At 67.5% G+C, this 8,368-nt stretch carries 4 protein-coding genes; 1 reads left to right on the top strand and 3 read right to left on the bottom strand.

Going from position 1 to position 8,368, the window contains the following annotated elements:
* The 3 genes from AC08OP_RS01610 to AC08OP_RS01600 form a co-directional block, all read right to left on the bottom strand.
* A partial coding sequence (locus AC08OP_RS01610; RefSeq protein ID WP_476612568.1) for a DUF1156 domain-containing protein occupies positions 1-778 on the bottom strand: 778 nt, incomplete at its 3' end.
* Positions 779-879: 101 nt separating this feature from the next.
* Positions 880-4,290, bottom strand: coding sequence for a helicase-related protein (locus AC08OP_RS01605; RefSeq protein WP_476612567.1), 3,411 nt, complete (start codon positions 4,288-4,290; stop codon positions 880-882).
* A gap of 153 nt (positions 4,291-4,443) precedes the next feature.
* Positions 4,444-7,140, bottom strand: coding sequence for a CHAT domain-containing protein (locus tag AC08OP_RS01600; RefSeq protein WP_476612566.1), 2,697 nt, complete (start codon positions 7,138-7,140; stop codon positions 4,444-4,446).
* Between the two features lie 583 nt (positions 7,141-7,723).
* Here AC08OP_RS01600 and AC08OP_RS01595 point away from each other — a divergent pair.
* Positions 7,724-8,125, top strand: a complete 402-nt coding sequence (locus AC08OP_RS01595; protein WP_462185798.1) for a hypothetical protein — start codon at positions 7,724-7,726, stop codon at positions 8,123-8,125.
* Positions 8,126-8,368: the final 243 nt, after the last annotated feature.

Raw genomic sequence — 8,368 nt, 5'->3', positions numbered from 1 at the left:
GGACGACGTACGCCTCCTTACCTTTCTTCTTGCCCAGCCACCAGGAGCGGACCAGGGGCATCTCGATGCCGCAGGCGGGGTTGGGGCAGGTGACGGTACGGGCCCAGATCCAGGCGATGACCGTGGCCTTGGTGCCGCCGGGGAGGGGGGCCTCGGGGTAGAGGTGGCCGATGCGCTTCTCGGCCTCCTCGCGCATCCAGGCACCGTAGGCACGCACGTCGGCGGCCAGACCCTCGGCGCCCTTCCAGGCGCGGATCTCGGAGTCGGACAGGCCGGGGTAGACGGGGGGCTGGTCGCGGAACTTCGGGGGGATCTCGATGAGCGCCTTGTTGATGAGGACGGCGACAGGATTGAGGTCGGAGGCGTGGGCCTCCAGGCCGAGCCGCTGGGCCTCCAGGGGGATGGTGCCGCCGCCGGCGAAGGGGTCCAGGATCGGCGGCGGGTTGCCGTTCGTGGACTTCAGGATCTCCTCGTGGGCCTCCCTCAGGAGCTTCTCGTCTCGGGTGTTCTCCCAGACGACGAGTCGCTTGATGAGGTGGTGCAGACGATCCCGCTCCTTGCGTTGCAGTTCCTCGGTGGGGAACTCCTCGGGCCGCGCACTCGGGTCGTCGACGAGCTGGGCGAAGAGGACCGCTCGGGCCGCCGCGAGCGGGCGCCGTGCCCACCACAGGTGCAGCGTGGAGGGGTGTCCGTGCCGGATGGACTTCTCGCGGGCCGACTCCCGGTTGATCGCCTCCAGCGGAAGCGCCACCTCGATCAGCTTCCGCGTCCGCACCACGAACCCGCCCCTCTACGCTCCCGACCCGGGTGGCCACCCAGCGTCGTAACTGAACATAGCGGCGGGTCCCTACACGTTCAGGGCAAACGGGTGCAGCGGTGTTAGAACGGCGTCCTTCCCTTGGCCCACGTCCTGGTCCAGTTGCCACGGAGGCCGGTGGCGTCGAAGTCGCCGAGATCGGTGGTGGCGAAGGGGTCGGCGAGGTAGCGGACCTCGTCGTACTGCGCCCCGCGTGGGTCGACGCGGACGAGGGCGAGCCGGTAGCGCGGAACGGCGTTCTTGCCGGTCATCAGCTCGTTGTGGGTGACGAAGAAGTCGGTGGCGCCGTCGACGCGGGCCTTGACCTCGATGCGGTAGGTATCGCCGTTGGTGTCGGTCGACAGGATGTCGAAGCCGGGGTTGTTGAACGCCTGCTCGACGGGCTGGCGGCCGAGTTCTCGCTCGCGCGCCAGGACCAGGTCGACGCCGCGGCGCTCGACCTCCTTGGTCTCCTTGGCGTGCATCGGCGCGGACGGCGGCAGTTCGTCTTCGAACAGGCTGACGGGCAGCACGAGGGCGGCGGTGACGAGGCGGGGTGGCTTGGTGGACATGAGCTGCTGCTGGTCGAGCAGCTCCAGGCGCTTGCGGAGCCGGCTGTCGAGCTCGACCGCCTTGCGGTTGAGGCTCTCCGACGACTCCTTGGGCTTCTCGCCCTTCTGCTCATTCTCCGAGGTGATCGCCGCCTCGAACAGCAGGCGCTCGCTCTCTGCGGTAAGTCGCTTCGTGACCAGGTCACGGGCTTTCGTCAACTCCGCCAGCCGGCGGGGCTGGACCTCGGCGAGGTACTCGGGGAGCCGGTTGGCGATGATCCAGCTCGTGGCTTTGTCCTCGGCCTCGGCAAGCCACGGAAGGGCACGTGCGGCGTCGGTCGCCGGGCTGGCGGGAGCGGCGACGCAGTCCAGGTACGGCGCAGGACCAGCGGGGCTGACGGTGCCGTAGCTGTCGACATAGGCGTAGCCGAAACGGCGCGCGACAGACTCTCCGGTGGCATCGGCGACCTCCTCGACGACGCCCACGAGCAGGTGTGGCTCTTCGAGGGTCGAGGAGACGAGCACGGTGCCCTGGTTCAGCGCGCCGCCGAACTGCCGGACAGTCTCGTCCATGACCGCGTCGTGGAGCGGGTGGCCGGGCGCGAGCAGGTCAGCCCGAGCGAGTCCGTCGGGCTGGACGTGGGCAAGGTCGAAGGTGGCGCGGTCGTACCTCGTCGCGATCGGCCCCTTGCCGGCCGAGCGAAGATGCTGGGGCACGTTCGCGATCTCGTAGCGCCCCCGCTCACGCCTGGCGATCCGGCCACCGAGACGGGTGAAGGCCGCCTTGAACGCCAGCTCGACGTAGTGCGGCTGGAGCCTCTTGGCCCGGGCCTCATCCATCGCTGCGCGGAGCCGCTGGAGGTCGGCCTCGGCGAGGTGCTCTGAGGCGAGCGCCCGCTCGTCGAGCAGGTCCTTGAGGCCATCGCCGACGCTGGCGTCGATGACCTCGTGCATCTTCGCCTTCACGTCGGGGCGCTCGCCGTACTGGATGGCGTCGAGCAGGAGGTCGCGCAGCGGGGTCTCGGTGAAGGCTTCACCGAGGACGTCGAAGACCTTGCCGCCGTAATCCTGGCGCATCTGGTCGAGCTTGGCCAGTAAACGGGTGAAGACTTCACCCTCCCGCGTATTGGAGGCCACGAGGTTCCACAGTCGGCAGATCTTGTCCTGGCCGATGCGGTGGATGCGGCCGAAGCGCTGCTCGAGGCGGTTGGGATTCCACGGCAGGTCGTAGTTGACCATCAGATGGGCAGCCTGGAGGTTGAGGCCCTCCCCGGCCGCGTCGGTCGCCAGGAGGATCTGGACGTCGCGGTTCTTGGTGAATTCCTCGGTGATCTGGCGACGCTCGCCGCGGCGGACGCCGCCGTGGATCGCCCTGACCGCGTCGGGCTTGCCGAGCAGCGAGCCGATCCTGGCCCGGAGGTAGTCGAGGGTATCGCGGTGCTCGGTGAAGATGATGAGCTTGCGCGGCCAACCGTTGGCGTCGGCGGTCAGCACCTCGTCCTGGAGGATGTTCGACAGCTCGGTCCACTTGCGGTCGGTGCCGGCGTCGCGGACGAGCTTGGCGGTCTTCACCAGCTCGGCCAGCTCGATCAGCTCGGCGTTGAGTTCCTCGACGGTCTGCGCTGCGGTGGCGGCGTCGAGCAGGTCCTCCTCCAGCTCCTCGATCTCCTCGGCGTTGTACCCGTCCTCGTCGATCTCGCCCAGGTCGACGGTCGGCTCGGACTCGCGGTAGGTGCCGTTGAGGATCTCCTGCCGTTTGCGCTCCAGGCGCTCGGAACGGCGGACGAGGCTCTTGTAGATCGCCTCCGGGCTGGAGGCGAGTCTCCGCTGGAGAACGGTGAGCGCGAAGCCGACGGTGTTCTTGCGCTTGCCGCCGAGCCGGTCGGCCCGGTTCATCCCCTCGCGGACGTAGTGGGTGACGTCCGCGTAGAGGGCGTACTCCAACGCGGTCAGCTCGTAGGGAACGGTCTCGGCGACACGTTCGGGGAAGAGGTTCTTGCCCTCGAAGGTAAGCAGCTCCTCCTTGACCAGGCGGCGCATGATCCCGCTGGTGTCCGTGGTCTTCTTCTGCCGGCCCTCGAACCGGTCCCTGTCGAGCAGGGTGAGGAAGAGCTGGAAGTCCTCCTCCTTGCCCGAGTGCGGGGTCGCGGTCATCAGCAGCAGGTGGCGGGTGATCTCGCCGAGGAGCTCCCCGAGCTGGAAGCGCTTGGTCTTCTCCAACTTGCCGCCGAAGTAGTGGGCGCCCATGCGGTGAGCCTCGTCGACGACGATCAGATCCCACTCGGTCTCCCTGAGCTGGGCCCGGAGCTGCTCGTTGCGGGAGAGCTGATCCATTCGTGCGATGAGGAGCGGGTTGGTCTCGAAGACGTTGAGGTTGACCTGGGAGTCGATGAGCTGGTTGGTCAGCAGATCGAAGCGGAGGCCGAACTTGAAGAAGAGCTCGTCCTGCCACTGCTCCACGAGCCCGCCGGGCGCGACGATGAGGCACTGCTTCACGTCGTCGCGCAGCAGCAGCTCCTTGATATAGAGCCCAGCCATGATCGTCTTGCCGGCGCCGGGGTCGTCGGCGAGCAGGAAGCGCAGCGGGGTGCGCGGGAGCAGCTCGCCGTACACCGCGCGGATCTGGTGCGGAAGGGGCTGCACGTCACTGGTGGCGACGGCGAGCATCGGGTCGAAGAGCCCGGCCAGCGAGATGCGCTGCGCCTCGGCCACGAGCTTGAAGTCGCTGGCGTTGGCATCGAAGGCGCGGCTGCCGGTCTGGGCGACGCTGAGCTTGTCCTGGTCCTTGCGGAACACGACCTGCTGGCCGAGGCCGCCGGCGGTGGTCTTGTAGGTCAGTTCGAGCGCGTCGGAACCGTGCCATTGCGCGGCAATGACCGTGATGACCTCGGCGGGGATGAGCCCGTCGACGCGCAGCCCTGGCTTGAGTCCCTCCAGCAGCACGACCGACCTCCCGATAGACAGCCGACTAACGCTACTGGAACGGTCCGACAGTCCGATGCGCGGCACCCGGATCCCGACCACCGACGCGCTGGCGGACCGGTGTGGGCTGCGCCCGCACCCCCGGCGGCCACGCCAGGCGCCAGCGGCGAGCGGTCAGGCCGAGGAGCCGCTCCGCGGCCAGCACACTCCCGACAGCCGGTAGCTCGACCACACGATCGCACGGCTGCTGTCGATGGCCGTGAGATCGGTCCGCCACGAGGGGCGTACCTGATCGAGGATGTCCTGGCTGCGGAGGTCGTCGATGCCGTTCCGCAGCCCCGCGACAGCCTTGCTGTGGGCATCGGTGATGTCGCTTCCGGAACTGAGGTAACGGTGGAACGTGACACCGTAGACGAGCGCCGCGACGTCATCGATCTCCCAGAGAGTGCTGACAACGGCGCGTGCGCCACGGGCCAGGAAAGCGCTGTCGAGGCCGCGCCACGCCTGAGTCGCCTGCCCGGCCACCGGGTGACGCGCCGTCTCGCAGGCGGACAGGACGACCAGTGACGTCTTCGTCAGAGGCGGACCGGCATGGACGCGAGCAGCGGAGAGCAGCGACTGACCTCGGGTGCCGCCGGCCAGCCACAGGCCGCTGGCAAGTGCATCGGGACGGGACCAGCCGTGTGCGGCGATGTGCGCGACGTGGGCATCCGCGACCGCGTCGAGTACCGTGGCGGGCCGGGCTGAGGATCCCTCCAGCAGCCGGGCTTCGGGCGCGATCATGGAAAGTGCGCGTGCCTCTTGGCCCGGGCCGTCGAGAACCTCTACTCCGAGATCCACCGGGGCGTCGGCCCCGCTCGCGGCCACCACGAGATCAAGATCGTGTGGACCCTCCTGCCTCGCCGCGAGGGCCCGGATAACAGCAGCGCTCGGCGCATAGCTGACTCGGTAGAGATCGTCGAGCGTGCCCCCGCCAATCCGGCAGGCATGGATCGGTATCGGTTCCAGAAGGCGGCTGGGCGAGAGCACCAGGTGGTGGATTTCGTTGCCCACCGCCTCGACGAGCGGAGAGATCAGTTCATCGGCCACCCAGTCGAGGACGGCGTCGAGGACTGCTGCTCGCTTCTCCAAGGACGCCTCCTTCTGCTGATCCAGCCAGAGTCCGCAGACGTTCCGGAGCCGAGCCACGCCGACCTGCCCGAGGCCGACCTTCCTCACCTGCGGCTCTTCCCTGTCATGAACAGTGACCAGGCAGGTGAGGTCGTCGCCGATCTCGGCGAGATGAACGAAGGCCCGGCCTGGCCCAACGACGCCGGCAGTGAGATCGGCAAGGTTGTGGCCGCGCTGCCCGCCGTGCGCCTCCTGTCGGCGTCGCCGGTAGATGGTTCGCGCGCGTGCCACATCCGAAAGAATCACGGCGTCGCTATGGCCGTCCGTCTCGACGGCGACCCTTTTCTCCTCTGCGGCTGCCAGAACACTGCGAGCCTCCTGGACGGCGCGCATCTGGTGTTCGTTCTCAGTCGAAAGATCGAGATCGAAAAGGATCTCCTCCGACTTGGCGCGATCTGCACCGATGAACATGAAGGGCACCGGGTCAGGTGCGAGAGAAAGAGAGAACAGCGGCGAGACGTCGGGATCGCTTTCCTCGACGCGCAGCAGTGTTTCGTCAACCTGGTCGAGGAGCGGCCGCAGCGCTTCACCAGGAAGCCTGATAAGCGCCCCCGCCAGATGCACCAGTTCCCGTTCGTCACGTAGCCGATAATAATCGAGCCGTACGCCGACGAGGGAAGCAACGAGAAGCTGGACCGCGCCGTACGGCTCATCCAGATGGTAATAGAAGGGTGCGAGCATCGCGTTTTGCCACTCACCGCGTCCGACTGCTATGTAGATAACGACGCGCCCATCCGCGCTATCCACGGTTATCCCGGCAAATCCGTCGCTAAGCAGGGTGGCCTCGGCTTCCTCCTCGTCGCTTTCAAGAACCACGCCCCAGAATTCGATCGGACCAGCCGCTCGCCTCAGAACGCGGGCCCCGAGGTCGAAGACCTCCGTGGCGACCCAGCCGGGAACCGTGGAAGGCGCCCCTGTCACCGTGCTGTCGGGGACGCTGTCCCGCGCCTGGTAGAGCCAGTGGTAGGTGTGGAGGTGCGCGTCGAGCCAGCGCCGACGGCGCAACGATCTTGAATCCTGGCTACGCAGGAGCGTCTGCTCGGGTTCGGTCAGGTCGGCCAGCCACCGCCGGCAGCGACGCCACGTCTCGGCTGCGATCGACCTCGCCTCGGCCAGTTGTTGCGGGCCGACCTCGACGAGGTCGGCGTTCGACCCCTCATCGGGCCAGGTGCTGAGCAGCTGGTGCAGTGCACCCCACATCACCAGGGACGTCTGACCTTCCACAAGCCACTCGTCCGCTTCCCGGTCACGCTCGCCGAGCTGCCAGTCGCCCGAGCGCGCTGTTCGGCCATCGCCAAGAAGCGAGTTCTCACGCGCCTTCACCGAATGCCGCAGCAGCTCCGGACGACGGGCAAGGCAGGCGAGGAACGCTAGGCCGCCCACCTGCCCACCTGGCGCATCGATCTCCATCTGGGGCGGGCTGACAGGGTGCGGAATCGGGTCCCATGGTTCCGCCACCATGGCTGCGATGACGCGCTCGTCGGTCAGCCCGAAGACCATGCGAAGGTGCCGCCGGGCCTCCTCCGCTCCGCGCTCGAACGCGATCCGCGGAGCGAGATAGAACAACATCGCTCCCAGCAGCTGGTCTGGGCTCCACCAGTCGGCGATCGGAAGTCCCCGCTTGCCCCACTCCACCCGGACCTGGCGGACCAGGTTCGCCGTCTCCGCCTGCCCGAGGTCCCCAAGAGCCCCGGATGCCACTAGACGCTCCACAATCTGCGAGGTGGTCATGGCGATGCTCGCGCTCCGGCAGATCCACGCCACCACGGCAGCCGCTCCCAGAAGTGGCCGATGACGCACCGGCACATACGCGTGGCTCACGCCTGCCGACGAGCCGGCCAGCTGAAGCACGTCTCGGCAGAGAAGGTCGAACCAGCGGCGACGGGCGAAACTCACCACTCACACTCCCCGTCCCCCGCCTCGACGGCAGGAGTATCTACTCTCCGCAGAGCTTTCACATCGGGCCATCCCACGGCGTTGTACGCTGTCAGGCGCAGAAGAGCCAGCGCGGCGGAACCATCGAGGGCAGAGTCCAGGTATGTCAGCCACCGACGCTCCCCCGCCATCGCCACCCAGCCCCGATTCACCAGCCTCTGGTCGAAACCCGGGGCCACGATGGTCCGGGCCCGGTGACTTCGGCCAGCCAGCCGCCTTCGACACCAAGGTCGGTGTCGCCGCGCCGCTACTCGCTGGGTTCTCCCTGACCCTCCTCGGCGTCATCGCGCAGGCACCCACATCGCTTCGGTGGCCAGGCGCGGCGATGCTGGCCATGGTAGTAGCTGGTGTGGCCTTCGTCGCGTGCGTGCAGTTCGGCTTCCACGGACGCGCCGTGCTCTACAGCAAGCAGGACGTGGAAGCCTGGGGCCGCATCTCGGATCTCGATCCCGACGTCGACGAGCATGCACGCGCTCAGGTCCAACGGGCCGACATGGAAACCTGGCCACGATGGTACCGGCGTTGCCAGCGCACCTACAACGCCGGCATTGTTTTGCTCGCCGTAGGCGTTGCCATTATCATGACACCGCCAGCTTCCTATTCCGCAGGCACGCCGCTGTCCGGCGCAGAGACGGGATGGCGGTGGGCCGGGTTCGGAGTGGCAATATTGGCCGCACTCGCCGAACTGACTGTCATCCTGCGGGACGAACACGCTAACCGGGCGCTACGGAACCGTACATCGGCCACGTGAGGTGAGAATTAATGTCCACAAGAGGCATGCCGAGTCTGCCACCACAATGCAAGCACAGCATTCCAGCGAACAAGTGCCCAATCTGCAATGGTTCCGGCAGCGACGACCGTAGGAATGCCGAGGGCCGACCCGGCGAGTCGGAGGAGAACCCGCCTCCAGGTGAACGGGGCCAGTAGAAGCACTCCGGGTCCGAACACAACATCCGCAGCAGGCAGGCGCGGGACCCCACGACAGGACCGGTTG

The sequence above is a fragment of the Frankia sp. CeRuru1 genome, from assembly GCF_977966315.1.
The sequence above is the reverse complement of the archived record's forward strand: the minus strand, read 5'-3'. Positions and strand labels throughout refer to the sequence as shown.